Genomic DNA, 24,930 nt, shown 5'->3' on the forward strand with positions numbered 1-24,930 from the left:
GGACGGCACTTTTCATTGTCACGACACCGGATTGCTCCTAGAGCTTTGCAAAAGACAGGGCTCGGAACCTGGGGGAACTGCCGTGTCGGACGATCAGTCCAATCTCGAATTCCGGCCGCGTGCCATCGGCAGCGTGCTGGGTTTTCCCGCGCATGAGGGCCGCCCGAGTGCGCTGGGCGAGGTGCATGCCCGCCCGCATCCGCTGGTCGAGACACCACGTGTGCTGATCCAGCTTTCTTTCATGACCGAGGGCGGCACCAGCGTTGACCACGCCGTGCTGTCCGAGCTTTCGCGCCGGCTCGGCATTGCCGCGCCCGGCAGCCAGGCCCGTCTCCATGCCATGAAGTGGGGCAAGGGTTCGCTGCGCTGGGAGCGCCATACCGAATTCTCGACCTATCTGTGGGAAGGCCCGCTGGACGAAAGCGGACGCGCGCATGAGGACACGCCGTTCGGCAACGGCTTCTCGCCGCCCGGCACGGTGATTTCCGGCATTCGGCTGGAGATCCGCAACTGGACGGCCGCCAACGAGAAGCTGCTCGAGAGTTTCGACCCGACCAGCCTGTGCTTCTCGCTGGTCGAGCGCGGTGCCGCTGCTATCGTCGCCGATTTCCGCCAGGATGGCGACGGCCTGACCCGGATCCTGGTGCTCAACCGCTCGCTGACCGCGGCCAGTACCGGCGCGCTGTCGCAGCGCCTGCTCGACATAGAGACCTACCGGACGCTGGCCATGCTCGGCCTGCCGCTGGCGCTGTCGCTGTCGGCGCGCGTGCGCCGCATCGAGGACAAGCTGGCCGTCATCACCCGCGAGATGAAGGCGGTGGAAACCCGCGACAGCCAGACCTTGCTGGCTGACCTCACCGAACTCGCTGCCGAGCTGGAAGCGGATGCCGCATCCAGCCTCTATCGTTTCGGTGCCAGCCGCGCCTATGACGGCATCGTTACGGAACGCCTGCAAGCACTCGATGAAGAGGTGGTGCCGGGTTACGATACCTGGGACGGCTTCCTGCAGCGTCGCGTTGCGCCGGCCATGCGCACATGCCGCTCGGTCGAGGAACGACAGGCGAACCTGTCGCGCAAGCTGACACGCGCCACCACGCTGCTGCGCACCTGGGTCGATGTCGAAGTGGAAAAGCAGAACCGCGACCTGCTCGCCTCGATGAACAACCGCGCCCGCCTGCAACTGCGTCTGCAGCAGACGGTTGAAGGCCTGTCGGTCGCGGCTGTGTCCTACTATGTCGTCGGGCTGATCGGCTATCTGGCCAAAGGTGCCTCCTTCTTCGGTCATGCCTTTGCGCCGGAGGTGGTCACCGCTGCATCCGTCCCGATCGCCGTGCTGTTGGTCTGGTGGGGCGTGCGCCGTGTGCAGCGCCTGCACGGCGAGCCGGCGAGCCACGCGGGCGAATAGTCCGGAACCATCCATCCAGTTTGCCAGCGTCAGATTGACGCGCGGGAAGGTGCGCGCATCGTCACGCCGACTTTCGCCGAAAGCATCATTTGCATGCATTGCGTCAAATTGGTAAAAAGCTTTTACCAGTCAGCGTATTTTGCCAAGCAGGGGAGGCATCATGTCCGGTCTTGCCATGCCGAAGCCGGATGAGGCGACCCTTGCGCGGCGCGCCACCATCGTCGCCGATCTCCGGTCGATCGTTCCGGGCGAAGGTGTCGTCGAAACCGTCAACGAGATGCGTGCCTTCGAAAGCGATGGACTGACCGCCTATCGCCAGCTTCCGCTGGTCGTGGTGCTGCCCGAGACGGTGGCGCAGGTGTCGCGGGTGCTGAAATACTGCAACGAACGCAACATCCGCGTCGTGCCGCGCGGCGCCGGCACCTCGTTGTCCGGCGGTGCCTTGCCGTTGGAAGACGCGGTGCTGCTGGTGATGAGCCGTTTCAACCGCATCCTCGGCATCGACTATCCCAACCGCACCGTGACCGCGCAGCCGGGTGTCACCAATCTTGGCATCACCCATGCGGTGGAGCAGGAGGGATTTTACTACGCGCCGGACCCGTCCTCGCAGATCGCCTGCTCGATCGGCGGCAATGTCGCGGAGAATTCCGGCGGCGTGCACTGCCTGAAATACGGTCTCACCGCCAACAACGTGCTGGGCATCGAAATGGTGCTGATGAATGGCGAGGTTGTACGGCTCGGCGGCAAGCATCTCGATGCCGAAGGTTACGATCTGCTCGGCCTGATGACCGGGTCGGAAGGTCTGCTCGGCGTCGTCACCGAGGTCACCGTGCGCATCCTGAAGAAGCCGGAGACGGCACGCGCGCTGCTGATCGGCTTCCCGACCAGCGAGCAGGGCGGCCAGTGCGTGGCCGACATCATCGGCGCCGGTATCATCCCCGGTGGCATGGAGATGATGGACCGGCCGGCGATCCACGCCGCCGAGGATTTCGTGCATGCCGGCTATCCGCTGGAATGCGAGGCGCTGCTGATCGTCGAACTGGATGGACCGGCGGTCGAGGTCGATCACCTGATCGGCGCCGTCGAGGCGATCGCCATCAACAATGGCTCGACCACTTGCCGTATCTCCAATTCGGAGGAAGAGCGGCTGCGCTTTTGGGCGGGCCGCAAGGCTGCCTTCCCGGCGGTCGGGCGCATCTCGCCGGACTATTACTGCATGGACGGCACCATTCCGCGCAAGGAGCTGCCGCGGGTTCTGGCCGGCATGCGTGAGCTTTCCGAGACCTATGGCCTGCGGGTTGCCAATGTCTTCCACGCCGGCGACGGCAATCTGCATCCGCTCATCCTTTACGACGCCAACGTGCCCGGCGAACTGGACAAGGCCGAGAAGTTCGGCGCCGACATCCTGCGGCTTTGCGTCGAGGTCGGCGGCGTGCTGACCGGCGAGCACGGCGTCGGCGTCGAAAAGCGCGACCTGATGCCGGAGATGTTCAACGAGGCCGATCTCGACCAGCAGATGCGGGTGAAATGCGCTTTCGATCCCAACCATCTGCTCAACCCCGGCAAGGTGTTTCCGCAACTGCGCCGTTGCGCCGAACTCGGCCGCATGCATGTACACCGCGGCCAGGTCGCCTTTCCCGACATTCCGAGGTTTTGAGCATGCTGTTCAGGCAGGCCATCCTCGACGGTATCGAGCAGGGCAGGATCACGCTGGCGTTCCGGCGTTGGCAGCGCCCGACCGTGAAAGCCGGAACCGGCCTGCGCACGGCTGCAGGCGTGGTGCGCATCGGCGCCGTCGAACCGATCGACGAACGCGATCTGACCGATGCCGAGGCGAAGGCGGCCGGCTTTGCCGATCGCGCCGCACTGCTGGCCGATCTGCGTTCGGATGGCGACCGCACACTTTACCGGATCGCTCTCGATGGCATCGAGCCGGACCAGCGAGTTGCCCTGCGCGGCGTGAGCGAGCTTTCCGAAGCCGACTGGCAGGAGCTGGCGGCCCGCTTCGCGCGCTGGGACGAGGCGAAGCCGGGTTACTTCCCGTCGATCCTGAGCGCTATCGGCGCCCATCCGGCCAAGCCGGCTGGCGAACTCGCGCTGGCTGCCGGTGTCGAGAAGCTGAAGTTCAAGCAGGATGTGCGCAGGCTGAAGGAACTCGGCCTGACGGAGAGCCTCGAAGTCGGTTACCGGCTCTCGCCGCGTGGCGAGGCCGTGCTGGAGAAACTGCGGGAGCATCGGCTGTGACCACTTTCACCCCAACCTCGCCTGCCGAGGTCCTTTCCGCGGTGCAATGGGCGGTTGCCGAAGAGGCGCCGCTGGAGATCGTCGGTCATGGCTCTAAGCGCGCGATCGGCCGCCCTCTGCAGACCGAACACACGCTCGATCTTTCGAAGCTCTCGGGTGTCACGCTCTACGAACCGGCGGAGCTGGTGCTGTCGGCGCGTGCCGGCACGCCTCTGAATGAGATCGAAAAGCTGCTTGCCGAAAACGGCCAGCAGCTTGCCTTCGAGCCGATGGATTATGCCCGGCTGCTCGGGCAGGAACCCGGCAAAGGCACCATCGGCGGCGTGCTGGCCGCCAATCTTTCCGGCCCGCGCCGGCTGAAGGCTGGCGCTGCCCGCGACCATATCCTCGGCATCCATGCCGTCTCGGGGCGCGGCGAAGCGTTCAAATCCGGTGGGCGTGTCGTCAAGAACGTCACCGGATACGATCTTTCCAAGGCGATGGCGGGATCCTGGGGCACGCTCGCGGTGTTCTCGGATGTGACGTTCAAGGTCCTGCCGGCAGCGGAAACCGAGGTGACGCTAGCCGTGCGCGGCCTGCTCGACGACAATGCGGCCGCCGCCATGTCGCTGGCGCTTGGCTCGAGCGCGGAAGTGTCGAGCGCGGCGCATCTGCCGGAACGCATAGCGGCGCGTGTTGCCGATGGCGCCCTTGGCAGCGAGGCGGCGACCTTGCTGCGTGTCGAGGGGTTTGGTCCCTCGGTGAGCTATCGCATCGCTGCGCTCAAGGATCTGCTGCGCAATGCCGGACCGCTGCAGGAGATCGCCGGCGAAGCATCCGAAGCGATCTGGCGCGATGTCCGAGACTGCATGCCGTTCGCCGGTTCCGACAAGCCGCTCTGGCGCGTGTCTATGGCACCCGCCGACGGCCATGCCATGGTGATGGCGCTGCGCATGCAGTCGGCGGTGGAAGTGTTCTACGACTGGCAGGGCGGGCTGATCTGGCTCAGCATGGAACTGGGCGAACCGGAAGACCGGCTGGTGCGGGCAGCGGTGCAGCATTTCGGCGGCGGCCATGCGACGCTCGTCCGCGCTGCGCCTAGCGTGCGTGCCGCCACGCCGGTGTTCCAGCCGCAGCCGCCTGCCTTGGCGGGCCTTGCCCACCGGCTCAAATCCGAATTCGACCCCAGGCAGATCCTCAACCCCGGCCGGATGGCGTAACATGCAAACTTCGTTTACCGCCGACCAGCTTGCCGATCCGCATGTCGCGGAATCGGAGAAGATTCTGCGCAAATGCGTGCATTGCGGCTTCTGCACCGCCACCTGTCCAACCTATGTGACGCTTGGCAACGAACTCGACAGCCCGCGCGGGCGCATCTACCTGATCAAGGACATGCTGGAGAACGGGCGTCCGGCCGACAAGGAGATCGTCACCCATGTCGATCGTTGCCTGTCCTGCCTCGCCTGCATGACGACCTGCCCCTCGGGCGTGAACTACATGCATCTGGTCGACCACGCGCGCGCCCATATCGAAAAGACCTACAAGCGGCCGCTGGCCGACCGCCTGATCCGCTCCGTGCTCGCCTTCGTGCTGCCGCATCCGGCGCGCTTCCGCGCCGCGCTGAAGCTGGCGCGGCTTGGCCGGCCGTTCACCGGGCTTTTCGAAAACAGCAAAACGCTGAAACCGTTGGCGGCGATGCTGAAGCTGGCGCCCGCCAGCGTCCCGGCGGCTTCGCCCTTGGCGAGGCCCGGTGCGCGCAGCGTCGCGAAAGCCCAAAGGCGAGGGCGGGTCGCCTTGCTCACCGGTTGCGCGCAGCAGGTGCTGGAGCCGGGCATCAACGAGGCGACGGTGTCGCTGCTCAACAGGCTCGGCATCGATGTGGTGATGCCGGAAGGCGAGGGCTGCTGCGGCGCGCTGGTCCATCACATGGGGCGCGAGGAAGCGGCACTCGCCTCGGCCCGCCGCAATGTCGATGCCTGGATGCGGGAGATCGAGGGCGAAGGGCTCGACGCGATTGTCATCACCGCCTCGGGCTGCGGCACCACGATCAAGGATTATGGCTTCATGCTGCGGCTGGACCCGGCCTATGCCGCAAAGGCGGCGACGGTTTCGGCGCTGGCCAAGGATGTGACCGAATATCTCACCACGCTCGACTTGCCGGAGCCGGCGCGCAGGCCGGGTACTGTCGTTGCCTATCATTCCGCCTGCTCGATGCAGCATGGCCAGAAGATCACCCGCCAGCCGAAGGAGCTGCTTGCCCGTGCCGGCTTCGTGGTGAAGGAGCCGCGCGAAGGCCATCTGTGCTGCGGCTCCGCCGGCACCTACAACATCCTGCAGCCGGAGATCTCGGCGCGCCTGCTCGAGCGCAAGGTCAAAAACATCACGGCAACGGGCGCCGAAGTGGTCGCCACCGGCAACATCGGCTGCATCACGCAGATCGGTTCGGCGGCGAAACTGCCGGTGGTGCATACGGTGAAGCTGCTCGACTGGGCCTATGGCGGCGAGCAGCCGGCAGAACTGCGTGTCGGCAGGGCGGCCTGAGACCGCATTATCTGTAGCCGGTGGCGTCCGCCGGCTTGCCGGGTTCCTCGACCTCGGCGATGTAACGCCAGGCATCCGGCCGGGAACCGTCGAGGTCAGTGAAGCCATACACCTTGGCCAGGCCCCCACTGGACAGGGACTGACCATTCCAGCGCGCACGGTCCGGATCGGCCGCAAGTGCTGCTACGGCGCGACCGACGAAGCGCGGCGTCTCCGAAATGACGAAATGCGGCACGTTCGCGGTAGCGTCGCGCCAGTTCTCTTCCTTGACGCCGAAGGTTTCCAGCATGATTTCGGAGCGCAGCCATCCGGGCGTCAGCGAGATCGCGGTGGCGCCATGCGGCGCGAGGTCCTTGGCATGAGCCCAACCCATGCGGTTCACCGCCACCTTGGCGAGGTCGTAGAAGGGCGAGAGGCGATAGTGGTCGGCATTGTATTCGGCCGTCCCGTCCGTCACCTCCACCAGCAGTCCGCCGGGATTTTCGATCAGCAGCGGCAAGGCGTGGTGCGCGGTGATGAGATGCGTGTCGATGGCCAGGTGCAGCATGCGCAGGCCCTTGGCGAGGTCGTGTTCCCATACCGGCTTGTTCCACTCGACATAGTTCTCGCCGCCCCAGATGTCGTTGACCAGTATGTCGAGGCGGCTTCGCTCGGCGCGGATGCGCCGGACGAGGGCCGCGACCTCTTCCGAAACCAGATGGTCGACCTGGACGGCGATGCCCTTGCCGCCTGCGGCCGTGACGAGTTCCGCCGTTTCTTCGATCGTCTCGGGTCGCTGGTATTCGGACTGTTGCTGCCGTGTGGTGCGACCGGTGACATAGACCGTGGCACCGGCGGCGCCCAGTTCCACTGCTATTCCGCGGCCCGCGCCGCGCGTTGCGCCCGCGACAAGTGCGGTTTTTCCGGTCAGAGATCCGGCAAATGTCATTGAAACCTCCTGGGCTTCCGCTTTTGATGGGGGTGTGAAATAATATATAAATGAATATTCACTTATTAATTGGAAATCAAGATGCCGCGACCGAAAACGCTGTCCGATGAGAAGGTGCTGGAGATCGCGCTGGGCTTGATCCATGAGCGCGGTCCCGAGGCGCTGACCTTCGAGAGCCTTGCCCGCGCCTGCGGCCTTTCACCGGCCACACTGGTGCAGCGCTTCAGGACCAAGGCCGGGCTGAAACAGGCAGCCTTGCTGGCGGCCTGGGACCGGCTGGACGCGCGGACCGAAGAGCTTGGCGCCGCCGTCGCCAGAACGCCGGAGGGCGCGGTCGAGTTGCTGGTCGACCTGTCACGCGGCTATGGCGAGATCGAGGCCTATGCCGAAGGCCTGCTGGTGCTTCGCGAGGATCTGCGGGACCCGGTGCTGCGGGCGCGGGGTGCTGCCTGGCGCAAACGTCTCTCGGCCGCGCTCGACGCGTGTTTCGCCGATGTCGTCGATGCACCGCGCGATACCGGCCTGCTGATGGCCTCGCAATGGCAAGGCTCACTGCTGTGGTGGGGCTTTGATCCGCAAGGGCGAGTCGAGGATTTCGTCGAGACCAGCCTGCGCCAGTTCGTTGCAGCACTGCTGCCACGCTGACCCGATCCACTGCCAGATTTCATTACCTGGGAGGTCATTGCTGCCATCGCGTGCTCTGGCATTTTGCGCACCATCGAGACCAGACAGGAGAAGAACAGTGGCCATCACCTACATCATCGGCTTCCACGTGCGCCCGCAGCATCAGGAGCGGTTCATGGCGCTGCTCGATGGTGTCCTCGATGCGATGCGTCACGAAGAGATGTTCATCTCGGCGACCTTGCACCAGGATCCGCAAGACCCGTTGCATCTGCTGCTGCACGAGACCTGGGTCGACCATCAGGACGTGCTCGAAGTGCAGCTCAAGCGTCGCTATCGCGAGGAATGGCACGCGGCGCTGGAGGAGGTGCTGGAAGGCCCGCGCGACATCCAGGTCTGGCAGCCGCTCAGAAGCGACAGCCGCGGCGCCTTCGATCTCGCCTAGCGCATGACCCCGAAAATCGGAATCGATTTTTCGGAAAGGATCATGCGCCAAATCAACATGGTAGAGCGACCTTTGCGCGTCCGAAAGGACGCGCGGCGCTCTAGCCTTATTCCGCGGCGATCTGGCCGGGCTGTTCGCCGACGGCATAGCTGGCGCGGTAGAGTTCGCGCTGGCGGTTGAGCGCCACCATCGTGTTGCGCAGCAGGATCGAAACGGTGATCGGGCCGACGCCGCCCGGCACCGGCGTGATCCAGGACGCTACCTCCTTGACGCTTTCGGTGTCGACGTCGCCGACGATGCGGGTGGTGCCGTCCGGCAACGTTTCGGAGTTGATACCGATGTCGATGACAGCGGCGCCCGGCTTCACCATGTCGGCCTTGATCAGGCGCGGCTTGCCAACCGCCACGAACAGGGCGTCGGCGCGCCGTGCATGCACGGCCAGCGAACGCGTCATGTGATGGCAGACGGTGACGGTGGCGCCTTCGCTCATCAACAGGAAGGCGATCGGCTTGCCGACGATCTCGGAATGGCCAACGACCACGACTTCCAAGCCCTTCAGGTCGAGCCCGGTTTCCTTGAGCAGCTCGACCGAGGCTGCGGCCGTACAGGGCGCCAGGTCGAGCTGGTTGTAGACGATGTTGCCGATCGAGGCCGGATGCATGCCCTCGACGTCCTTGAGCGGATGCACCGCGCTTTGCAGCGCCTTGACCGGGATGTGCTTGGGCACCGGGCGCTGGATGATGATGCCAGTGACACGTGGGTCGGCGTTCATGCCGTGGATGGCGGCCTCGAGCTCGCGCGCGGTGACGTCGGCTGGAAAACGGCGTTCCTCGAAATCGATGCCGGCCTGGGCTGCCTTGGCGCGCTGGTTGCGCACATAGACGTCGACAGCGTCGACGTCGCCGACAGTGATCGAGACCAGCTTCGCCGGGAAGCCTTCGGCACGCGCCTCTGCGGCGGTGATACGAACGCTTTCGATGATGCGCTGGGCGACGGGGCCACCTTTCAGGTAGCGGCTGTCGGTGGTGGACATGGGCGGATTCCAGAGTTCTAGCGTTTCAAGGTGCTAGAGCGTCCTTTGCGCGTCCGAATAGACGCGCGGCGCTCCCGGTTGCGGGCGACATAGCAGGAGAATGCCGCCGGCGGGAGACTGAATCCGTCCTGCCTTGGTCAATTATAGTCACTGGCAGTGAAAACCGGCCGAAAGGGACAAAGCAGAAAGGGCAGCGCGGCATGGCCGGCTGCCCTTTCCGGACTGGCCATGTCCCCACAAGGCCCGTCCCCCGTTATCTCGTCGGTCGGCGAGTTAGGCCGACTCATGCGCAAACATTACATCACGACAACCGTCGTGCCTACCTTCACCCGGTCATAGAGGTCGACGACATCCTCGTTGCGCATGCGGATGCAGCCGGAGGATACCGCGCCGCCGATTGTCCAGGGCTGGTTGGTGCCGTGGATGCGGTAGAGTGTCGAGCCGAGATAAAGCGCGCGGGCGCCGAGCGGGTTTTCGATGCCGCCGGCCAGGAAGGTCGGCAGGAAGCGGCCCTTGGCCTTCTCACGGGCGATCATTTCGCTTGGCGGCCGCCAGTCGGGCCACTCACGCTTCTGGCTGACCTTGTGCGTGCCGGCCCATTCGAAGCCCGGCTTGCCGGTGCCGACGCCGTAGCGGCGTGCCTTGCCGCCTTCGCCCACCAGGTAAAGGAAGTTCTGCGTGGTATCGATGATGATCGTGCCAGGCTTTTCCTTGCCGTCGAAAGCGACTTCCTGCGGCAGGTAGATCGGATTGATCTGTGGGCGAGCTACCGCCCGCTTGACCTGTTGGCCGGGCAATGCTGCGGTGCGCACGCGGTCGGTTCCGGCCTGTGGCCGCGCCTGGCGGTATTGAACGCGCGGCTGGGCCTGGCCGTAATACTGATCCTGCGGGACGGCCTGGCGATAACGCACCTGGGGTTCTCCCCATGGCTGGACGGCGTAACCGCGGCTGGCCCTGACCACGCCGGGCGCGCGGCCGAGCTGCGTGACCCACGGCGCCGAAAGGTCGGGACTCACCATCACCGGCGGACGCTCGGCATAGCGGTCATTGGCAAGGGCAGGGGTGGCAACCGCTGCCAGCGCGCCGATTGCGCCGAACAGGGGCAGAAACAGCTTTCTCATGGTTGTTCGCATGGGGACGCACTCTCAAACTCGATCGTCGCACCGCGCAGGAAACGGGTGTTCCTCGCGGCTTCGATCGGCATGTTGTCCGCTGGCGGCAAGCGAATGGTGAATCGCGAACGTTTAAAATGCCGCTTTGTCAGTAAACCTTTTGGTGTGGTTACCGGCCGGTTCAGGAATCTGGTAAAGCGCCGGTAAAGCAGGCCTTTCGAGCGTTAACGAATGGATCTCAGATGAGCGACAATGATGGTCTGATCACCGGGGAAGACGGCGTCACCCGCTGCGCCTGGCACGGTAACCTGCCCGACTATCAGCATTATCATGACCGGGAATGGGGCCGGCCGGTGACCAGCGACCGCAGGCTGTTCGAGAAGATCTGCCTGGAAGGGTTCCAGTCGGGCCTGTCCTGGCTAACCATCCTGCGCAAGCGCGAGGCTTTTCGCGAGGCCTTCGCAGGCTTCGATTTCGATAAGGTTGCGCTTTTCACCGATGCCGATGTCGAGCGTCTGCTGACCAATGCCGGCATCATCCGTCATCGCGGCAAGATCGTCTCGACCATCAACAACGCCAGACGCGCGCAGGAACTGGTCAAGGAGGCCGGTTCGCTTGCCGCCTGGTTCTGGAGCTTCGAGCCTGGCCCGCAGGATCGGCCTGCGGTGGTCGACATAACCCACCTGCGCGCCAACCCGACCACGGCGGTGTCGACCCGCATCTCGAAGGAGCTGAAGAAACGCGGCTGGACCTTTGTCGGCCCGACCACCGTCTACGCCTTCATGCAGGCCATGGGCATGGTCAATGACCATGTCGAGGGATGCTTCTGCCGTGCCGAGGTCGAGGCCGAGCGGCAGGCGCTGAAGCGGCCCAAATAGCCCCGCCCTGCGGCGGAACAGGAATTTGGTGCGTCCTTCGAGGCTCGCTTCGCGAGCACCTCAGGATGAGGAACGCTGGCGCTGAGGCGTTTCCATTCCTCGGCGTTTCACCACGAGGGGGCGTTGGACGACGGCCCTCATCCTGAGGTGCTCGCGAAGCGAGCCTCGAAGGACGCAATGAATCTTATCAGCATGTTGTGCTTAAACAGGCTCTATCAGCCGCGTGACAGCATCAGCCCGATGATGATGGCGGTGATGGTGGCAAGTGCTGGATAGATCACCAGCAGGCCGGTGATCAGGATGTCGCCGACACCCGAACCCTTGCGTTCGGAGACGGGAACCTCGAACGGTCCTGCCTGCTGGCTGATCGCGGGCGCGACAACTTCCGGACGACGCAGCGGGATCACCTGCGCGGTCATGACTGGTTCATCCAGCAGTTCGATTTTGTGCGCCGCGGCCATTTCAGTGCAAGTCCTTGGTTTCAACGCGCTTATCGGCAGCGATTATGTCGGCACGATGCTGCGATAATGGCCAAATTGGTGCGTTTTGAGCGCATTTCGCCGCAATGGTTGACGAGTGGTTAGCCGGGCAGGGTTTCCGGCCGGCGTTGCGGTGGTTTCGTCGTCTCGAAACCGCTGCCTTGCTGCAAAGTGTTGTCTCCGGCAAACGCCTTGCCGCACCTGCCTGCATCGGTTAGGACAACCGCGCCGCGAAAGCGGTTATTTTACCGTCCGCGAAGATCCGACAGCGAGTTCACGACCATGGCCGACAAACCGGAAAAGATGAAGGCGCGGCTGCCGCGCGGCCTTGTCGACCGCAGCGCCGAGGACATTCGCGCCGTCGAGAAGATGATGGCGACCATCCGTGCCGTCTATGAACTCTACGGCTTCGAGCCGGTCGACCAGCCGCTGATCGAATACACCGACGCGCTCGGCAAGTTCCTGCCGGATCAGGATCGTCCGAACGAGGGCGTCTTCTCCTTCCAGGACGATGACGAGCAGTGGCTGTCGCTGCGCTATGACCTGACCGCGCCGATGGCGCGTTTCGTCGCTGAGAATTACGAGCGCCTGCCGAAGCCCTATCGCAGCTACCGCTCTGGCTGGGTGTTCCGCAATGAAAAGCCGGGTCCTGGCCGGTTCCGCCAGTTCATGCAGTTCGACGCCGACACTGTCGGCACACCGGGCGTGGCTGCGGATGCCGAAATGGCCATGATGATGGCCGACGTGATGGAAGCGCTGGGCATCAAGCGCGGCGACTACGCCATCCGCGTCAACAACCGCAAGGTGCTCGACGGCGTGCTGGAAGCGATCGGGCTTGGCGGTGACGACAATGCCGGCCGCCGGCTCACTGTGCTGCGCGCCATCGACAAGCTCGACAAGGTTGGGCCTGACGGCGTGCGTGCGCTGCTCGGCAAGGGCCGTCTCGATGAGAGCGGCGACTTCACCAAAGGCGCCGGACTGGATGCCGCGCAGTCGGACCGCGTGCTCTTGCTGACCGCGCCCGGCACCGGTGATCTTGCCGACACGCTGGCCAAGATGCGCGAGGCCGTCGCCGGATCGGAACGCGGCGCAGAAGGCGTGCAGGAATTGCAGGACATTGGCGCGATGGTTGCCGCCGCCGGTTACCTCGACACACGGGTCAAGATCGATCCTTCCATCGTGCGCGGCCTCGAATATTACACCGGCCCGGTCTATGAGGCCGAACTGCTGGCCGAGATCCCAAACGACGAAGGCAAGATCGTGCGCTTCGGTTCGGTCGGTGGCGGTGGGCGTTACGACGGGCTGGTCTCGCGCTTTCGTGGCGAACCGGTGCCGGCGACCGGCTTCTCCATCGGCGTCTCGCGCCTGATGACTGCTCTGAAGAACCTCGGCAAGCTCGACACCTCCGACATCCTCCAACCGGTGATCGTTCTGGTGATGGACAAGGACACGGAAAGCCTCGGTCGTTACCAGAAGATGGTGTCCGATCTGCGCCAGGCCGGGATCCGCGCCGAGCTCTATCTCGGCGGCGCCGGCATGAAGGCGCAGCTGAAATATGCCGACCGCCGCGGCTCGCCGGTCGCCGTCATCCAGGGCTCGAGCGAACGCGAAGCCGGCGAGATCCAGCTGAAGGACCTGATCGAAGGCGCCAGGCAGGCGGCGGCGATCGCCGATCATGCCGAATACAAGGAAGCACGGCCGGGCCAGGTCACGGTGAAGGAAGCCGATCTGGTCGCCGAGGTGAAGAAGGTTCTCGCTGCGCAGGCCGCCGAGCGCCAATGACCCTGCTTGCCATCGATCACGTCCAGCTTGCCATGCCGGCAGGGCGTGAGCCCGATGCGCGTGCATTCTATGCCGGCATACTGGGACTGACCGAGGTGGCGAAACCCGATGACCTTGCCAAGCGTGGTGGCTGCTGGTTCGAAAGCGCTGCGGTCAAGGTGCATCTCGGCGTTGATCCCGACTTTCATGCCGCCGCCAAGGCGCATCCGGCCTTCCTCGTCGATGACGTGAAGCGGCTGGAGACTGCGGCGACAAAGGCCGGCTACCGGACCGCAACCGATGTGCCGCTCGCGGGCTACGAGCGCATCCACGTCTATGATCCGTTCGGCAACCGCATCGAACTGATGCAGAAGGTGACGTCATGAGAGGCGCCCGTCCTCCGGCCTTTGCGGATGAAGTGGTGGCGCTGCTCGAGCGGCGCGGCGTCGGCCTTGTCGACGTCGCCGTATTGCAGCCTGCCGACCCGTTCCTCGACATGGCCGGCGAGGATCTGCGCCGCCGCATCTTCCTGACCGAAAGCGAGACCGGGCAGACGCTCTGCCTGCGTCCTGAATTCACCATTCCCGTCTGTCTCGATCATATCGCCAGCCAGGCGGGCACGCCGCGCCGCTACGGCTATCTCGGCGAGGTCTTCCGCCAGCGCCGCGAGGGCGGCAACGAGTTTTTCCAGGCCGGCATCGAGGATCTCGGCGACGGTGATACCGCCGCCGCCGACGCCCGCAGTGTTGCCGACGCCCACGCCTTGCTGTCGCTGGTTTTGCCGAAGCGTGCGCTTTCAGTGACGCTCGGCGACCAGGCCATTTTCGAGGCCGTGCTGGCGGCGCTTGGCCTGCCGCGCGGCTGGCGCATGCGGCTTGCCCGCGCCTTCGGTTCGAAGGCGATGCTGGAAGCTGCACTTGCCGATCTCGCCAATCCGCCTCGTAACGGCCAGCTGTCACCGGCGGTGGCCACGCTGGCGCTGGACGCCGATCTCGAGGCCCTGACGACGCATATCGCGGCCGACATGGAAAAGCTCGGCTTTTCCGCGTCCGCCAGCCGCACGCCCGCCGACATCGCGCGCCGGCTGATCGAGAAGGCGCAACTGCGCTCGGTACGGCTCTCCGACGAAGCTTTCGCCGCGCTGAAGACATTTCTCGCCATTCATGCGCCGCTGTCGCAGGCCGCCGAGGCGTTGCAGGCTTTTGCCTCGAATGCGGGGCTGGCGCTGGGCTCCGCGCTCGACATCTTTGCCGCCCGTGCCGAGGCTGTTGCGAGCCATGGCCTGACGGGCGATGCGGTCCATTACGATGCCGCTTTCGGCCGTCCGCTCGATTATTACACCGGTCTCGTCTTCGAGATCGCGTCCGGTGACGGCGAACGTCCGCTGGTCGGCGGCGGCCGCTATGACCGGTTGCTGACGCTGCTCGGCGCCAAGGGCCAGATCCCGGGGGTGGGTTTCTCGGTCTGGCTCGATCGCATCGAGGCGCTGCGGGGGGACGCATCATGACCGTGACGCTGGCGATCCCGTCCAAGGGCCGGTTGAAGGAACAGGCGCTGGAAGTGCTGTCCAGGGCCGGTCTTGCCGTCAGCCTGCCGGAAGACGACCGCAAATATCACGCCCGCATTGCCGGCCGCGACGACATAGAGGTGGCTTTCCTGTCGGCTTCGGAAATCGCCGGCGAGATCGGGCAGGGCGCCGTCGACCTCGGCATCACGGGTGAAGATCTGCTGCGCGAGAACCTGGCGGACTGGCAATCACGTGCTGAGATCGCTGCACGGCTTGGTTTTGGCCATGCCGATGTCGTGGTGGCGGTTCCAGACATCTGGTTCGACGTCGACAGCATGGCAGATCTCGACGATGTCGCCGCCGACTTCCGCCAGCGTCATGGCCGCCGGCTGCGCATCGCCACCAAATACTGGCGGCTGACGCAGCAGTTCTTCACCGCCAAGCACGGCATCCAGGTCTACCGCATCGTTGAGAGTCTCGGTGCGACCGAAGGCGCGCCGGCAGCGGGCTCTGCCGACATCATCGTCGACATCACCACCACCGGCTCGACGCTGAAGGCGAACCATCTCAAGATCCTGTCCGATGGCATCGTGTTGAAGTCGCAGGCCTGTCTCGTTGCCTCCAGGAAGGAGCGCAAGCCGGCCGATGCCGCCCTTGTCGCCGACATCGGCGCCAAAGTCGCCGCTTCAGTTTCCTAGCGGCTATTGCTTGCATCATCAGACTTTTGGCCTGATTTTCGGATCGGTGGCAGGCTGCTAGCCTTCCATCGCTAGCGGAGGAGGAGGCCATGGCGATCAACCCGGACGAACTGAAAGGCACGCGACCGTCAAATCCCGCTCAGGCGGGCATTGTCTTCATTGCCCCGAAGGAAGGGCTGTCGCATGTTTCGGGCGAACGCCAGCAGCAGCCACTCCTCGACAAGACCATTCCACAACTGCTGGCCGACACGGTGCGCGCTTATGGGGCGCGTGACGCCGCGGTGTTTCCCAGCCAGGACAAGCGCTTCTCTTGGGATGAGCTGGCGGGCGTTGTCGACGACTTTGCTGCAGGGCTTGCGAAACTCGGATTGGTGAAGGGTGACCGCGTCGGCATATGGTCGCCGAACCGCTGGGAGTGGCTGGTCACGCAATACGCCACCGCCCGCATCGGCCTGATCCTCGTCAACATCAATCCAGCCTACCGGCTCGCCGAACTCGAATATGCGTTGAACAAGGTTGGCTGCGAGGCGCTGGTCACGGCGGCGCAGTTCAAGACCTCGGATTATCTCGGCATGATCCGCACACTGGCGCCCGAGATCGACACAGCGGAACCCGGCAAACTCGCTTCGAAGAAACTGCCGGCGCTGAAGACTGTCATCCGCATGGGCGAGGAGGTCTCGCCCGGCATGCTGAATTTCGGCGACGTGCTCGCCATGGGCGCCGGTGCCGACCGGGCGGCGCTCGACCGCATCAGCGCGAGCCTGACGCCCGACGATGCCATCAACATCCAGTTCACCAGCGGCACGACGGGTGCGCCGAAGGGGGCGACGCTGACCCATGCCAACATCGTCAACAACGGCAATTTCGTCACCGCCGCCATCCGGCTGACTTCGAAGGATCGGCTCTGCATTCCGGTGCCCTTCTACCACTGCTTCGGCATGTCGATGGGCTCCATGGGTTGCGTCTCCAAGGGCGCGACCATGGTTTTTCCGGGCGAGGGCTTCGATCCCGGGGTGACGCTGAAGGCCGTATCCGAGGAGCGCTGCACCGGCCTCTACGGTGTGCCGACGATGTTTGTCGCCATGCTCGACCATCCCGATTTCAAGAGCTTCGACCTGTCGTCGTTGCGCACCGGCATCATGGCCGGCTCGCCATGCCCGATCGAGGTGATGAAGAAGGTCATCGCGCTGATGAACATGTCGGAGGTGACGATCGCCTACGGCATGACCGAGACCAGCCCTGTCTCCTTCCAGAGCGGTGTCGATGATCCGCTCGAAAAGCGCGTTTCGACGGTCGGGCGCATCCATCCGCATGTCGAGGTCAAGGTGGTGGACGCCGAGGGCGAGACCGTTCCGGTCGGCGAGCGCGGCGAACTGTGCACGCGCGGCTATTCGGTGATGAAAGGCTACTGGGAAGACCAGGAAAAGACCGACGAGGCGATCGACCCAGACGGTTGGATGCATACGGGTGACCTCGCCACCATCGACGAGGAGGGTTTCTGCAACATTGTCGGCCGCGTGAAGGACATGGTCATCCGCGGCGGCGAGAACGTCTATCCGCGTGAGGTCGAGGAATTCCTCTACCGGCACCCGAAGGTCAAGGAGGTGCAGGTGTTCGGCGTACCCGATGCCAAATATGGCGAGGAGATCGCCGCCTGGATCGTGCTGAAGCCGGGTGAGACGATGAGCGAGGAGGAGGTGAAGTCCTTCTGCGCCGGCCAGATCTCGCACTACAAGGTGCCGCGCTACATCCGCTTCAAGGATGGCCTGCCGATGACAGTGACCGGCAAGGCGCAGAAGTTCGTCATGCGCGATGCCATGGTCGAGGAACTCGGTCTCTAGCGTGTTATAGCCGTGCCCGGGTCGAGCGCGGCGTTGCAAGCAGCAGCGTGGTTTCCGAACCGGTGATGGCCGGAATGAGCCGCACCTTGCGCAGCACGGCGTCGAGCTGCGTCAGCGTCTCGGTGTTCAGTTCGACGACGAGATCCCAGCGGCCATTGGTGGTGTGGATGGCCGAGATTTCCGGGAAGCCGCCCAGCGCCCGCACCACGCGGTCGGCGGCATGGCCTTCGACTTCGATCATCATGATGCCGCGGACGCGCTGCTCCAGCGCGTCCGCGCGCAGGATGACCGTGTAGCCGAGGACCTCGCCCTGCCGCTCCAGCCGCTCGATGCGGGCCCGCACCGTTGCCCGTGATACGCCGAGATCGACGGCAAGGTCGGAAATGGAGCGGCGACCGTCATGCCTCAGCAGCGTCACCAGCTTTTCGTCGAGCGAATCCATGCCGGATATCCATGATTGACCATATTGGCATTCGATATTGCCGAAATGATAAGGCAATGAGCGATATCTGCCAAATCAGTTTGTTCATTCCGCCAGTCAGTTGCGCTTCAATGCCGGAAAATAACGGTGTCCTGGATGTGTCCACTTCCAGGACATAGAAATTGGGCAGGGAAGGAACACCATGCGTTGCAGGATAGTGGGTGCGCCGGAGCAGGATGGCGCCGGGCATCTGGGTTGTGAGATGGGCCCCAGTGCGTTGCGCACGGCAGGGTTGATTTCAGCGCTGACCGAACTCGGCCACGAGGTCGAGGATCTGGGCACCGTTCAGCCGGCCGCGGCCCAGCCGGTCACACATCGCAATCCGGCGCTGAAGAAATTGCCGGAGATTGTTGCCTGGACGGCGGCGATTGCCGAGGCAGCCTATCAGGCCAGCAAGGATGCCATGCCGATCTTCCTTGGCGGCGATCATGCCATCTCCGCCGGCACGCTGGCTGGTATTGCCCGCCGTGCCGCCGAGACCGGCCGTCCGCTCTTTGTGCTCTGGCTCGACGCGCATCCCGACTACCATACGCTCGACACCACCACGAGCGGTAACCTGCATGGCGTGCCGCTTGCCTATGTCAGCGGCCTGCCCGGCTTCGACGGTGTCTTCCCGGATTTGCCCGTGCGGGTGGAGCCGACGCGCATCTGTACGCTTGGCCTGCGCAGCGTCGATGCGCCTGAACGTGAGGCGCTCAAGGCAGCCGGCGTGACCGTGCATGATATGCGCGCCATCGACGAACACGGCATTGCGCCGCTGCTGCGCGCCTTCCTCGCGCGTGTCGCCGACGAGAACGGCCTGCTGCATGTCAGCCTCGACGTCGATTTCCTCGACCCGTCGATTGCACCGGCGGTCGGCACCACGGTGCCGGGCGGCGCCACCTTGCGCGAGGCGCATCTGGTCATGGAAATGCTCTCCGACAGCGGGCTCGTCACCAGCCTCGATCTCGTCGAGCTCAATCCTTTCCTCGATGAACGCGGCCGTACCGCCACCTTGATGGTCGACCTGACGGCGAGCCTGATGGGCCGCCGCATCATGGACCGTCCGACGAGGAGCTTCTGATCATGACCGCAGCGAAGCTGAACATCGTTCCGTTCGTGAGCGTCGATTCCATGATGAAGCTGGTGCTGGCCATCGGCGTCGAACGCTTTCTGACCGAGCTCGCCACCTATATCGAAGAGGACTTCCGCCGCTGGGAACTGTTCGACAAGACGCCGCGCGTTGCCTCGCACAGCCATGACGGCGTCATCGAATTGATGCCGACCAGCGATGGCCGGCTCTACGGCTTCAAATATGTCAACGGTCATCCCAAGAACACCCGCGAAGGCCTGCAGACGGTGACCGCCTTTGGTGTTCTCGCCGATGTCGGCTCCGGCTATCCGATGCTGCTCACCGAAATGACCATCCTGACGGCGCTGCGCACCGCCGCCACCTCGGCGCTGGTGGCCAAATATCTGGCGCCGAAAGGTGCCCGCACCATGACCATCATCGGCAATGGCGCGCAGTCGGAGTTCCAGGCCGTCGCCTTCAAGGCAATCACCGGCATCGACCGGCTGCGGCTCTACGACATCGACCCGTCGGCTTCGCAGCGCTGTGCGAAGAACCTCGCCGGCATGGGCTTCGACATCACCGTCTGCACTTCCGGCCAGGAAGCGGTGGAGGGCGCTGAGATCATCACCACGGTGACGGCCGACAAGCAGTATGCGACGATCCTGACCGACAACATGGTCGGCTCGGGCGTGCACATCAACGCGGTCGGTGGCGATTGTCCGGGCAAGACCGAACTGCATCGCGACATCCTGCTGCGCTCCGACATCTTCGTGGAGTTCCCGCCGCAGACGCGCATCGAGGGTGAGATCCAGCAACTGGATGGCGATCATCCGGTGATCGAACTGTGGCAGGTGATGGCGGGCAAGGCAGCCGGTCGCACCAGCGACAAGCAGATCACGCTGTTCGATTCGGTCGGCTTTGCCACCGAGGATTTCTCGGCGCTGCGTTATGTGCGCGATCAGTTGCAGGCGACCGGCCTCTATGAGGAACTCGACCTGCTTGCCGATCCCGACGAACCGCGCGACCTCTTCGGCATGTTGTTGAGGGCCGGTGCAAAAGAGGGCGCTCAGGCCTAGGGAATTCCAGGAAGGGCGTAGCGCCTTTCCATTCGGATTGCGTAAAAAGAAAGAGCTGGAGCGCTGCCGTGAGAGATGGAAGCGCTCTCGTTTTTGCGGAACGAGACAGGAGGAGGTTCAATGGCGCTCGAACTCATCAATCCGGATGACCTGCCTGTTCCCGAGATGTACACGCAGGTTGTCGTCGCGACCGGGACCCGGATGGTGTTCATCTCCGGCCAGCAGCCCGAGGGCAGGGACGGCAAGCTTGTTGGCCATGGTGATTTCGCGGTGCAGGCGCGCCTGACATTCAGCAACCTCGGCCGCGCGCTCCGGGCAGCGGGCGCTCGACCGGAGCAGGTTTGCAAGATCACGGTCTACATCGTCGGCTACAACCGCGATGAACATGTTCCGATCATCGAGGAAGCGCAGATCTCGGCCTTCGGAGATCACAAGCCGGCGAATGTGATCGTCGGGGTGGCGGTCATGTCTCCAGGCTACCTCATAGAGGTCGATGCGATAGCGGTCATTTGAGGAGGCGTCGGAAGCTGGCACTGAGCAGCATCTGAGACGCTCGTATCGAGCGCTTTCGTAAAAAACGCAACCGCTCTAATGAAGGCGTGCAGGTTCGGCACGCACACCTTTCAGAACTTGGGCCAGCGCCATGCATTCCGCCTGGCGGTGACCGTTGCGGCGCCAGGCCAACGCGACGGTTCGCGAGGGCATCGGCTCGGCGAAGGGCACGACGCGAAGGTCAGGCAGCGCTGCGGTCGGCGCCACCGCCATCTCCGGAACCAGCGTCACGCCGAAGCCATGCCCAACCATCTGCAGAAGTGTGGTCAGGCTGGTCGCTCCATAATTCGCCATGGCGGTGGGGCGAACGCTGCCGCACAGCTGCAATGCCTGTTCGCGCAGGCAATGTCCCTCTTCGAGCAGCATCAGTCTCTCCAGCACCGGGCTCTCCGGAGGCACTGGCGGGGCGACAAGGTCGGGCTCCGCGCGTGGTACCGCCAGGAAGAAGCGGTCCTCGAACAGGGGCTCGGCAGTCAGGCCCGGCTGATCGAGCGGCAATGCCGCGACAAAAGCGTCGAGGTTGCCGAGTGCTGCCTCTTCAGCCAGCGTGTCGGTCACCGCCTCGCGCAGTTCGAGCCGCAATTCTGGATAGCGCTGCCGCAGTTCCGGCAGGATTGAAGGCAGCAGGTAAGGCGCCACCGTCGGAATGATGCCTAGCCGGAAGCGACCTTCCAGCGCCTTGCGTCCCGCCAGGGCGGCCTCGTCCACGTCACGCGCCGCCGCCAGTGTCCGTGCGATCAGTGGCAACAGTGTCGTTGCTTCCGGCGTCAGGATGGCGTTGCGACCGGAACGGTCGAACAGCTTGCAGCCAAGCTTTTCCTCCATGTCGGCGATCTGTGCGGAAAGCGCTGGCTGGCTGATGCCGCACAGCGCCGCCGCCCGGCCGAAATGCAGTGTCTGCACGAGCGTCTCGAAATACTGCATTTGCCGCAGTGTCAGCTTTATCATAAGAAAAAACTATCGAAAAAAACAGAAAAGGCAATTTGATTTTATAGAAAGGAGCTTTTAGGCTACCGCTGTTCCACAATTCGGCGGGCGCCTTTGGGCAGCTCCTCGGCAACCCACCCATTCACGAGGGAGGCAGCCATAACAAGCCTCTCTCCAGACCTAGGTCTGCCGTGCACCCTTTAGGGTCTATGGCACCTGGCATCGTTTGAAGATCAGCGTTGGAGAAAGAAATGGACGCAAAGACCGACGACAATAACGCAGGCAAATGCCCGTTCAGCGGCCATGGACCGAAGAACCAGGATTGGTGGCCAAACCAACTGGACGTCCAGATCCTGCACAGGCATTCCAAGCTGTCCGACCCGATGGGCGAAGCATTCGACTATGCCAAGGAATTCGAGAGCCTCGACCTCGATGCGGTCATTGCCGACCTGAAGGCGCTGATGACGGATTCGCAGGATTGGTGGCCGGCCGATTTCGGCCATTACGGGCCGCTGTTCATCCGCATGGCCTGGCACAGCGCCGGCACTTACCGCATCGGCGACGGCCGTGGCGGCGCCGGAGCCGGCCAGCAGCGTTTTGCTCCGCTGAATTCGTGGCCGGACAACGTCAATCTCGACAAGGCCCGTCGCCTGCTGTGGCCGATCAAGCAGAAATACGGCCGCAAGCTGTCCTGGGCCGATCTGCTGATCCTGACTGGCAACGTTGCGCTGGAATCTATGGGCTTCAAGACCTTCGGCTTTGCCGGCGGCCGTGCCGATGTCTGGGAACCGGAAGAGCTCTACTGGGGGCCCGAAGGCGTCTGGCTCGCCGACGAGCGCTACAGCGGCGATCGCGACCTGCAGAATCCGCTTGGCGCCGTGCAGATGGGCCTGATCTACGTCAACCCGGAAGGCCCGAACGGCAGGCCGGACCCGCTCGCCTCGGCGCGCGACATCCGCGACACTTTTGCTCGCATGGCGATGAATGACGAGGAGACCGTTGCGCTGATCGCCGGCGGCCACACCTTCGGCAAGACGCATGGTGCCGGCGACGCGAAGCTGGTTGGAGCAGAGCCGGAAGCCGCCGGCATCGAGCAGCAGGGCCTGGGCTGGGCGAATGCCCATGGTACCGGCAAGGCCGGCGATGCCATCGGCAGCGGCCTGGAAGTCATCTGGACGACGACGCCGACCAAGTGGACGAACAATTTCTTCTGGAACCTGTTCGGCTATGAGTGGGAACTGACCAAGAGCCCAGCCGGCGCCCACCAGTGGACGCCGAAGCATGGCATGGGCGCCAACACCGTGCCGGACGCGCATGACAAGTCCAAGCGTCATGCTCCGTCGATGCTGACCACCGACCTCGCGCTGCGTTTCGACCCGGCCTATGAGAAGATCTCGCGGCGCTTCTATGAGGATCCGGACGCGTTCGCCGATGCCTTCGCGCGTGCCTGGTACAAGCTGACGCACCGCGACATGGGTCCGCGCGCCCGCTATCTGGGCAAGCTCGTTCCCGAAGAAGTGCTGCCCTGGCAGGATCCGATCCCGGCCGTCGATCACGGCCTGATCGATCAGGCTGACATCGCCGCGCTGAAGGCCAAGGTCCTGGCTTCAGGCCTCTCTGTGGCGCAGCTGGTGTCGACTGCCTGGGCTTCGGCCTCGACCTTCCGTGGCTCCGACAAGCGTGGCGGTGCCAACGGCGCGCGCATCCGGCTTGCGCCGCAGAAGGATTGGGCGATCAACCAGCCGAGCGAACTGAGTGCGGTGCTGCAGAAACTGGAGGCAATCCAGGCGGAGTTCAACGCCGCGCAGCCTGCTGGCAAGAAAGTATCGCTCGCCGACCTGATCGTGCTCGGCGGTGCCGCCGCGGTCGAGAAGGCAGCCAAGGATGCAGGTCAGTCGGTGACCGTGCCGTTCACGCCCGGCCGCATGGATGCCTCGCAGGAAGATACTGACGTCGCATCCTTTGCACCGCTTGAGCCGGTCGCCGACGGTTTCCGCAACTACCTCCGTGGCGCCCAGCGCCTTTCGGCGGAGACCTTGCTGGTGGACAAGGCGCAGTTGCTGAACCTGACGGCTCCGGAGATGACCGTGCTGCTCGGCGGCCTGCGCGTCCTCGGCGCCAACACAGGCCAGTCCACGCATGGTGTGTTCACCGACCGGCCGGAGACACTGAGCAACGACTTCTTCGTCAACCTGCTCGACATGCGTACCGAGTGGCGGCCTTCCACCACCGAGGGTGTGTTCGAAGGGCGCGACCGCAGCACCGGCGAAGCCCGCTGGACCGGCACCCGCGTCGACCTGATCTTCGGTTCGCACGCCCAGTTGCGCGCGCTTGCCGAGGTCTATGGCAGTTCCGATGCGAACGCGACTTTCGTGAAGGATTTCGTCGCCGCCTGGAACAAGGTCATGAACGCCGACCGCTTCGACCTCGTCTGAGGTCATGCGAGAGTTTGGAGTGTCCGTGAGGAACGGAAACACTCCAGCAAAAAAACAGGCGCGGAGTGATCCGCGCCTGTTTTTTGTTGCCGGAAGGTTTGGTGCGGCGCCATCAAGCGCCGCACCTTATGGCTTTCGTCAGTCTTTCTCGAAGACGCCGGTCTTGGCGACGATGCCGGCGATGGCGCCGCCGATCAGCGGAGCCACGATGAACAGCCAGAGCTGGCTGATGGCCGCGCCGCCGCTGAACAGCGCCGGGCCGATCGAACGAGCCGGGTTGAGCGAGGTTCCGGTCACCGGAATGATGGCGAAGTGCAGGCCCGCCAGCGTCAGGCCGATGACGAGGCCGGCAAAGGCTGTCGTATGCTTGCCGCTGGTGACGCCGAGAATAACCGTCACGAAGGTGAACGTGCCGATCAGTTCCCAGAGGAATGCCGAACTGACACCCCATTTCGTTTCGTCCCAGCCATTGGCGCCGAAGCCACCGGTGTGGCCGCCGGTCTGTCCCGAAACGATGACCCACAGCGCCAGCGAAGCGATGATGGCGCCGATGATCTGGGCGATCCAGTAGGGGATCACGTCCTTGGCCGGCAGGCGCCCGGCCAGGAACACGCCCAGCGTCACAGCCGGGTTGAGATGCGCGCCGGAAATTGGTCCGATCGCGTAGGCGGCGGCGATGAGGCCGATGCCGAAAGCAAGGCCGATGCCTTCTTGGCCCAGCGGCAGGGCGCCGCCGAACCCGCCGGTCACCACCGAGGCAGTGCCGATGAACACCAACAGAAATGTACCCAGAACTTCAGCCAGATAAGATTTCATAGTCCCTCTCCTCGAAAGGGCCCTGCCAGCTCCTGGCAGAGCCACGAATCGCAAGCAGAATCGTAAGCTCTGGCCGAAGCGTTTGAAAGCGGCGGATATTGCGCCAGTTCAAGAGCTTGT

24 protein-coding genes are annotated in these 24,930 nt (G+C 64.1%); 17 read left to right on the top strand and 7 right to left on the bottom strand.

Annotation, left to right across the window (positions count from 1 at the left end; genetic code table 11):
- Nucleotides 1–82 precede the first annotated feature (82 nt).
- From AC3WTO_RS26205 to glcF, 5 genes are all read left to right on the top strand, one after another.
- Nucleotides 83–1,405 carry a DUF3422 family protein gene (locus tag AC3WTO_RS26205; RefSeq protein ID WP_492463871.1) on the top strand — a complete coding sequence of 441 codons (1,323 nt, stop codon included), beginning with the start codon at nt 83–85 and terminating at the stop codon, nt 1,403–1,405.
- Nucleotides 1,406–1,565: 160 nt separating this feature from the next.
- Nucleotides 1,566–3,062: an FAD-linked oxidase C-terminal domain-containing protein gene (locus AC3WTO_RS26210; RefSeq protein ID WP_492463872.1), complete on the top strand. Its 1,497-nt coding sequence runs from the start codon at nt 1,566–1,568 to the stop codon at nt 3,060–3,062.
- A 2-nt stretch (nt 3,063–3,064) separates the two neighbouring features.
- The gene (locus AC3WTO_RS26215; protein ID WP_492463873.1) at nt 3,065–3,649 is read left to right on the top strand and encodes an ASCH domain-containing protein; all 585 of its coding nucleotides are present in this window, start codon (nt 3,065–3,067) and stop codon (nt 3,647–3,649) included.
- Nucleotides 3,646–4,848: a glycolate oxidase subunit GlcE gene (gene glcE / locus AC3WTO_RS26220; RefSeq protein ID WP_492463874.1), complete on the top strand. Its 1,203-nt coding sequence runs from the start codon at nt 3,646–3,648 to the stop codon at nt 4,846–4,848. Before AC3WTO_RS26215 ends, glcE begins: the two co-directional genes overlap by 4 nt.
- 1 nt (nt 4,849) lies before the next feature.
- Complete coding sequence (gene glcF, locus AC3WTO_RS26225) at nt 4,850–6,169, top strand: glycolate oxidase subunit GlcF (RefSeq protein ID WP_492463875.1); 1,320 nt, start codon at nt 4,850–4,852, stop codon at nt 6,167–6,169.
- Between the two features lie 7 nt (nt 6,170–6,176).
- Here the strand turns inward: glcF and AC3WTO_RS26230 are convergent, their stop codons facing one another.
- Nucleotides 6,177–7,097, bottom strand: coding sequence for an SDR family oxidoreductase (locus tag AC3WTO_RS26230; RefSeq protein WP_492463876.1), 921 nt, complete (start codon nt 7,095–7,097; stop codon nt 6,177–6,179).
- Nucleotides 7,098–7,178: 81 nt separating this feature from the next.
- On the opposite strand from AC3WTO_RS26230, the gene AC3WTO_RS26235 reads away from it, so the two are divergent.
- Nucleotides 7,179–7,742, top strand: a complete 564-nt coding sequence (locus tag AC3WTO_RS26235; RefSeq protein ID WP_492463877.1) for a TetR/AcrR family transcriptional regulator — start codon at nt 7,179–7,181, stop codon at nt 7,740–7,742.
- A gap of 97 nt (nt 7,743–7,839) precedes the next feature.
- Complete coding sequence (locus tag AC3WTO_RS26240; RefSeq protein WP_492463878.1) at nt 7,840–8,163, top strand: putative quinol monooxygenase; 324 nt, start codon at nt 7,840–7,842, stop codon at nt 8,161–8,163.
- A gap of 106 nt (nt 8,164–8,269) precedes the next feature.
- On the opposite strand, the gene AC3WTO_RS26245 is transcribed toward AC3WTO_RS26240, so the two are convergent.
- Nucleotides 8,270–9,196, bottom strand: coding sequence for a bifunctional 5,10-methylenetetrahydrofolate dehydrogenase/5,10-methenyltetrahydrofolate cyclohydrolase (locus AC3WTO_RS26245; protein ID WP_492463879.1), 927 nt, complete (start codon nt 9,194–9,196; stop codon nt 8,270–8,272).
- 296 nt (nt 9,197–9,492) lie between these two features.
- Nucleotides 9,493–10,317, bottom strand: a complete 825-nt coding sequence (locus AC3WTO_RS26250; protein WP_492463880.1) for a L,D-transpeptidase — start codon at nt 10,315–10,317, stop codon at nt 9,493–9,495.
- A 233-nt stretch (nt 10,318–10,550) separates the two neighbouring features.
- On the opposite strand from AC3WTO_RS26250, the gene AC3WTO_RS26255 reads away from it, so the two are divergent.
- Nucleotides 10,551–11,186 carry a DNA-3-methyladenine glycosylase I gene (locus AC3WTO_RS26255; protein ID WP_492463881.1) on the top strand — a complete coding sequence of 212 codons (636 nt, stop codon included), beginning with the start codon at nt 10,551–10,553 and terminating at the stop codon, nt 11,184–11,186.
- Nucleotides 11,187–11,401: 215 nt separating this feature from the next.
- Here AC3WTO_RS26255 and AC3WTO_RS26260 read toward each other — a convergent pair whose 3' ends face one another.
- A complete protein-coding gene (locus tag AC3WTO_RS26260) occupies nt 11,402–11,647 on the bottom strand; it encodes a hypothetical protein (protein WP_492463882.1) in 246 nt (81 codons plus the stop codon).
- Between the two features lie 300 nt (nt 11,648–11,947).
- Between AC3WTO_RS26260 and hisS the strand changes: the two genes are divergently transcribed.
- The 5 genes from hisS (at nt 11,948) to AC3WTO_RS26285 (ending at nt 17,472) form a co-directional block, all read left to right on the top strand.
- Nucleotides 11,948–13,447 (top strand): histidine--tRNA ligase, encoded by a 1,500-nt coding sequence (gene hisS, locus AC3WTO_RS26265; RefSeq protein ID WP_492463883.1) that lies wholly within the window; start codon nt 11,948–11,950, stop codon nt 13,445–13,447.
- The gene (locus AC3WTO_RS26270) at nt 13,444–13,812 is read left to right on the top strand and encodes a VOC family protein (protein WP_492463884.1); all 369 of its coding nucleotides are present in this window, start codon (nt 13,444–13,446) and stop codon (nt 13,810–13,812) included. The genes hisS and AC3WTO_RS26270 overlap by 4 nt, the downstream gene beginning before the upstream one ends.
- Nucleotides 13,809–14,933 (top strand): ATP phosphoribosyltransferase regulatory subunit, encoded by a 1,125-nt coding sequence (locus AC3WTO_RS26275; protein ID WP_492463885.1) that lies wholly within the window; start codon nt 13,809–13,811, stop codon nt 14,931–14,933. Before AC3WTO_RS26270 ends, AC3WTO_RS26275 begins: the two co-directional genes overlap by 4 nt.
- Nucleotides 14,930–15,631 (top strand): ATP phosphoribosyltransferase, encoded by a 702-nt coding sequence (hisG, locus tag AC3WTO_RS26280; protein ID WP_492463886.1) that lies wholly within the window; start codon nt 14,930–14,932, stop codon nt 15,629–15,631. The genes AC3WTO_RS26275 and hisG overlap by 4 nt, the downstream gene beginning before the upstream one ends.
- An 89-nt stretch (nt 15,632–15,720) precedes the next feature.
- Nucleotides 15,721–17,472: an AMP-binding protein gene (locus AC3WTO_RS26285; protein ID WP_492463887.1), complete on the top strand. Its 1,752-nt coding sequence runs from the start codon at nt 15,721–15,723 to the stop codon at nt 17,470–17,472.
- A gap of 4 nt (nt 17,473–17,476) precedes the next feature.
- On the opposite strand, the gene AC3WTO_RS26290 is transcribed toward AC3WTO_RS26285, so the two are convergent.
- Entirely contained in the window at nt 17,477–17,914 is a 438-nt protein-coding gene (locus tag AC3WTO_RS26290) for an Lrp/AsnC family transcriptional regulator (protein WP_492463888.1), read from the bottom strand.
- A gap of 181 nt (nt 17,915–18,095) precedes the next feature.
- Between AC3WTO_RS26290 and rocF the strand changes: the two genes are divergently transcribed.
- The 3 genes from rocF to AC3WTO_RS26305 all read left to right on the top strand — a co-directional run bounded on the left by rocF (nt 18,096) and on the right by AC3WTO_RS26305 (nt 20,593).
- Complete coding sequence (gene rocF, locus AC3WTO_RS26295; RefSeq protein ID WP_492463889.1) at nt 18,096–19,016, top strand: arginase; 921 nt, start codon at nt 18,096–18,098, stop codon at nt 19,014–19,016.
- Nucleotides 19,017–19,018: 2 nt separating this feature from the next.
- Nucleotides 19,019–20,080, top strand: coding sequence for an ornithine cyclodeaminase (gene ocd, locus AC3WTO_RS26300; protein ID WP_492463890.1), 1,062 nt, complete (start codon nt 19,019–19,021; stop codon nt 20,078–20,080).
- A gap of 120 nt (nt 20,081–20,200) precedes the next feature.
- Complete coding sequence (locus AC3WTO_RS26305; RefSeq protein ID WP_492463891.1) at nt 20,201–20,593, top strand: RidA family protein; 393 nt, start codon at nt 20,201–20,203, stop codon at nt 20,591–20,593.
- Nucleotides 20,594–20,668: 75 nt separating this feature from the next.
- On the opposite strand, the gene AC3WTO_RS26310 is transcribed toward AC3WTO_RS26305, so the two are convergent.
- The gene (locus tag AC3WTO_RS26310) at nt 20,669–21,580 is read right to left on the bottom strand and encodes a hydrogen peroxide-inducible genes activator (protein ID WP_492463892.1); all 912 of its coding nucleotides are present in this window, start codon (nt 21,578–21,580) and stop codon (nt 20,669–20,671) included.
- A 230-nt stretch (nt 21,581–21,810) separates the two neighbouring features.
- Here AC3WTO_RS26310 and katG point away from each other — a divergent pair, with 230 nt between their 5' ends.
- On the top strand, nt 21,811–23,994 hold the full coding sequence (katG, locus tag AC3WTO_RS26315) for a catalase/peroxidase HPI (protein ID WP_492463893.1): 2,184 nt from the start codon (nt 21,811–21,813) through the stop codon (nt 23,992–23,994).
- Between the two features lie 138 nt (nt 23,995–24,132).
- On the opposite strand, the gene AC3WTO_RS26320 is transcribed toward katG, so the two are convergent.
- Nucleotides 24,133–24,810, bottom strand: a complete 678-nt coding sequence (locus AC3WTO_RS26320; protein ID WP_492463894.1) for an MIP family channel protein — start codon at nt 24,808–24,810, stop codon at nt 24,133–24,135.
- Between the last annotated feature and the right edge of the window lie 120 nt (nt 24,811–24,930).

This window comes from Mesorhizobium sp. EU05-FHT14A09, assembly GCF_058790995.1.

Excerpts from the sequence above, each read along its gene's own strand:
- AC3WTO_RS26285 (WP_492463887.1), top strand. The coding sequence starts at position 15,721 with ATGGCGATCAACCCGGACGAACTGAAAGGCACGCGACCGTCAAATCCC.
- AC3WTO_RS26230 (WP_492463876.1), bottom strand. The coding sequence starts at position 7,097 with ATGACATTTGCCGGATCTCTGACCGGAAAAACCGCACTTGTCGCGGGC.
- AC3WTO_RS26305 (WP_492463891.1), top strand. The coding sequence starts at position 20,201 with ATGGCGCTCGAACTCATCAATCCGGATGACCTGCCTGTTCCCGAGATG.
- AC3WTO_RS26210 (WP_492463872.1), top strand. The coding sequence starts at position 1,566 with ATGTCCGGTCTTGCCATGCCGAAGCCGGATGAGGCGACCCTTGCGCGG.
- AC3WTO_RS26270 (WP_492463884.1), top strand. The coding sequence starts at position 13,444 with ATGACCCTGCTTGCCATCGATCACGTCCAGCTTGCCATGCCGGCAGGG.
- AC3WTO_RS26310 (WP_492463892.1), bottom strand. The coding sequence starts at position 21,580 with ATGATAAAGCTGACACTGCGGCAAATGCAGTATTTCGAGACGCTCGTG.
- AC3WTO_RS26250 (WP_492463880.1), bottom strand. The coding sequence starts at position 10,317 with ATGAGAAAGCTGTTTCTGCCCCTGTTCGGCGCAATCGGCGCGCTGGCA.
- AC3WTO_RS26320 (WP_492463894.1), bottom strand. The coding sequence starts at position 24,810 with ATGAAATCTTATCTGGCTGAAGTTCTGGGTACATTTCTGTTGGTGTTC.
- hisS (WP_492463883.1), top strand. The coding sequence starts at position 11,948 with ATGGCCGACAAACCGGAAAAGATGAAGGCGCGGCTGCCGCGCGGCCTT.
- ocd (WP_492463890.1), top strand. The coding sequence starts at position 19,019 with ATGACCGCAGCGAAGCTGAACATCGTTCCGTTCGTGAGCGTCGATTCC.
- AC3WTO_RS26255 (WP_492463881.1), top strand. The coding sequence starts at position 10,551 with ATGAGCGACAATGATGGTCTGATCACCGGGGAAGACGGCGTCACCCGC.
- AC3WTO_RS26260 (WP_492463882.1), bottom strand. The coding sequence starts at position 11,647 with ATGGCCGCGGCGCACAAAATCGAACTGCTGGATGAACCAGTCATGACC.
- hisG (WP_492463886.1), top strand. The coding sequence starts at position 14,930 with ATGACCGTGACGCTGGCGATCCCGTCCAAGGGCCGGTTGAAGGAACAG.
- katG (WP_492463893.1), top strand. The coding sequence starts at position 21,811 with ATGGACGCAAAGACCGACGACAATAACGCAGGCAAATGCCCGTTCAGC.
- AC3WTO_RS26235 (WP_492463877.1), top strand. The coding sequence starts at position 7,179 with ATGCCGCGACCGAAAACGCTGTCCGATGAGAAGGTGCTGGAGATCGCG.
- glcF (WP_492463875.1), top strand. The coding sequence starts at position 4,850 with ATGCAAACTTCGTTTACCGCCGACCAGCTTGCCGATCCGCATGTCGCG.
- AC3WTO_RS26245 (WP_492463879.1), bottom strand. The coding sequence starts at position 9,196 with ATGTCCACCACCGACAGCCGCTACCTGAAAGGTGGCCCCGTCGCCCAG.
- AC3WTO_RS26275 (WP_492463885.1), top strand. The coding sequence starts at position 13,809 with ATGAGAGGCGCCCGTCCTCCGGCCTTTGCGGATGAAGTGGTGGCGCTG.
- AC3WTO_RS26290 (WP_492463888.1), bottom strand. The coding sequence starts at position 17,914 with ATGGATTCGCTCGACGAAAAGCTGGTGACGCTGCTGAGGCATGACGGT.
- AC3WTO_RS26215 (WP_492463873.1), top strand. The coding sequence starts at position 3,065 with ATGCTGTTCAGGCAGGCCATCCTCGACGGTATCGAGCAGGGCAGGATC.
- rocF (WP_492463889.1), top strand. The coding sequence starts at position 18,096 with ATGCGTTGCAGGATAGTGGGTGCGCCGGAGCAGGATGGCGCCGGGCAT.